Annotated in this window: 6 protein-coding genes; all 6 read left to right on the top strand. The window is 44.2% G+C overall.

Going from position 1 to position 2,016, the window contains the following annotated elements:
* Positions 1-246 precede the first annotated feature (246 nt).
* Complete coding sequence (locus tag Q0256_RS00970) at positions 247-600, top strand: hypothetical protein (RefSeq protein ID WP_297959200.1); 354 nt, start codon at positions 247-249, stop codon at positions 598-600.
* Positions 593-724: a hypothetical protein gene (locus Q0256_RS00975; RefSeq protein WP_297959202.1), complete on the top strand. Its 132-nt coding sequence runs from the start codon at positions 593-595 to the stop codon at positions 722-724. The genes Q0256_RS00970 and Q0256_RS00975 overlap by 8 nt, the downstream gene beginning before the upstream one ends.
* A complete protein-coding gene (locus tag Q0256_RS00980; protein WP_297959204.1) occupies positions 721-927 on the top strand; it encodes a hypothetical protein in 207 nt (68 codons plus the stop codon). Before Q0256_RS00975 ends, Q0256_RS00980 begins: the two co-directional genes overlap by 4 nt.
* The gene (locus tag Q0256_RS00985) at positions 918-1,406 is read left to right on the top strand and encodes a host-nuclease inhibitor Gam family protein (protein ID WP_297959206.1); all 489 of its coding nucleotides are present in this window, start codon (positions 918-920) and stop codon (positions 1,404-1,406) included. The genes Q0256_RS00980 and Q0256_RS00985 overlap by 10 nt, the downstream gene beginning before the upstream one ends.
* Positions 1,403-1,768, top strand: a complete 366-nt coding sequence (locus Q0256_RS00990; RefSeq protein WP_297959208.1) for a hypothetical protein — start codon at positions 1,403-1,405, stop codon at positions 1,766-1,768. Before Q0256_RS00985 ends, Q0256_RS00990 begins: the two co-directional genes overlap by 4 nt.
* Before the next feature lie 82 nt (positions 1,769-1,850).
* A partial coding sequence (locus Q0256_RS11565; RefSeq protein ID WP_367271932.1) for a phosphoadenosine phosphosulfate reductase family protein occupies positions 1,851-2,016 on the top strand: 166 nt, incomplete at its 3' end.

Genomic DNA, 2,016 nt, shown 5'->3' on the forward strand with positions numbered 1-2,016 from the left:
GCAAGCAAGTGAGGATTGGGCGTTTTATGTAACCTTCTATTATGGCTCTAGGAGCAGATGCCCCGTGATTGAACGTTTCGGCAAGTTAAGAATTTGCGCCGATGCTACGATGATGAGCCATCCTTTCGTACGAAAAGTACTTACTTATCTGCGTGAGCAGATGTTTATCATTTAGCTTTTATCGGGCTCTTTTTGCAAGAGCCTATATAAGCGCTAAAGCTTAAATTTTAAAAGAAAGGAGAAAATATGGACAAACGAACGGCAAGGCTTTGTTTTGTAAGCTCGCCGTATGCAAGTATCAAATGCAAGCATGATCGAGATCGCGACTACTACGCCCGCAAGCTTGCCGAGCAGGCCTGCGCCATCGTGCGCGCCAACGGCTACGAGCCCATCTCGCCCGTGCTTGCATGGCTGGGCGTATACAGCGAGCTGGAGCGCGAGCGAATAATGAAAAACTGCGAGGAGCTTCTAAGCGTTTGCAGCTATTACTATTTCTTTCCGTGCGAGTACAGCAAGGAGAGCAAAGGTATGGCATACGAGCGAGAGCTTGCAAGACAGCTCGGCGTGAGGGAGCTGAAATTTAGCTTGTTTGATGAGTGAGGGCGGCAAGGTGTGGATCGTAAAGAAGAGTAAAAATACGCTTCCGATCTGCCTAAGATACGGCTACGTCATAAAATACGGACTAGCTAAAAAACTTAAAATTTTAGAAAGGAGAAAGAGATGATAAAAGCCATGTCGATGCTGGCGGGGCTAAGCTTAGCTATAAGCGACACCAGCCCACTTGGCGGCGTGCCAATGCAAACCAAAACCAGAAGAAGCAGGATGGCTTTTGCTAAGAGTCAAATAACAAAGGGCGCGAAGCATAAAAGCCAAGTAATAAGAGCAAACAGAAGAAAATCAAAACTAAGGAGTAGAAAATGGAAATAAAAAGCTTTAGCGATATAGATAATGCGCTAAAAAAGGTGTGCGAGCTAAGTGTAGGTATCGAAAAGATCAACGGCGAAGTAACGCTTGAGTGCAACCGCATCAAAGAGAGCAGAAAAGCTGAAGTAGAGAGACTCGAGAGCGAGAAAAACTATATCGAGCAGCAAATCACGTTTTTTTGCGAAGAAAACAAGCACGAATTTGCCGAAAAACGCTCGAAGGAATTTACCTTTGGCGAGATCGGCTACCGCCTAACTAAAAGTGTGAGCTTGCCTCGTATTAAGGCAAAAGTAGAAAGCCTGCTAAAGGCGATCAAAAGCTACGGGCTAGCCAAAGAGTGCATCATATACGAGGAAAAACCTAATAAAGACGCTCTAGCGGAGCTAAAAGATGAAGATCTCGTAAAGCTGGGACTAACAAGAACTATAAAAGATAGCTTCCGCATAGTGCCTAAAATTGAGAGTTTGGAGGCAGGACAATGATAGAGCCAAAATATAGGATAAAAGATAAAGCCGATTTTGAGAGAATTTTTAAAAGGGCTGCTGAGCTTGATAACGAAGAACTAGGCGATAGCTTTATAGTGGAAGGCAACCACGATATAACCTACGGCAGCATAAAAGCTACTTGCGAGCTAATCGGATATGATTTGCTTCTTTTATCGCAAGAAATGGTGGACGATTTAGAAAGAGGCAAGTATTCGCATATCGATACTTTTTATATCGATATCGTCAATTTAACCATGCTGGATCAAAATTTTAAGGGCACTCACTCTTTGTTCGGCGGGGCCATCCCCGATGAACTGGACATAGATGACGACGGCACGCTTAGGCTATGGTTCGATTAAAGTTAAAGGGCGTTAAGCCCTTTAACAAGCCTTTAAAGCTGATTAAAAGGCTTGTTAAAGAGTTTAAATTTAAAGGAAAAGGATGACCCATATCGCAACGCTTTCGGGCGGCAAGGATAGCACGGCGATGCTAGATTTGCTACTGCGCGACAAAAAGCCGCTCGATCATATCGTTTTTTACGACACCTTGCACGAATTTGCGGCTATGTATGAATACATCGCCAAGCTTGGCGAGTATTTCAAGGCGC

Source organism: uncultured Campylobacter sp. (assembly GCF_937949835.1).
Classification (GTDB): domain Bacteria; phylum Campylobacterota; class Campylobacteria; order Campylobacterales; family Campylobacteraceae; genus Campylobacter_B.

Bases quoted from the DNA above. Each gene is read 5' to 3' on its own strand.
- Q0256_RS00970 (WP_297959200.1), top strand. From the start codon at position 247: ATGGACAAACGAACGGCAAGGCTTTGTTTTGTAAGCTCGCCGTATGCA.
- Q0256_RS00975 (WP_297959202.1), top strand. From the start codon at position 593: ATGAGTGAGGGCGGCAAGGTGTGGATCGTAAAGAAGAGTAAAAATACG.
- Q0256_RS00980 (WP_297959204.1), top strand. From the start codon at position 721: ATGATAAAAGCCATGTCGATGCTGGCGGGGCTAAGCTTAGCTATAAGC.
- Q0256_RS00985 (WP_297959206.1), top strand. From the start codon at position 918: ATGGAAATAAAAAGCTTTAGCGATATAGATAATGCGCTAAAAAAGGTG.
- Q0256_RS00990 (WP_297959208.1), top strand. From the start codon at position 1,403: ATGATAGAGCCAAAATATAGGATAAAAGATAAAGCCGATTTTGAGAGA.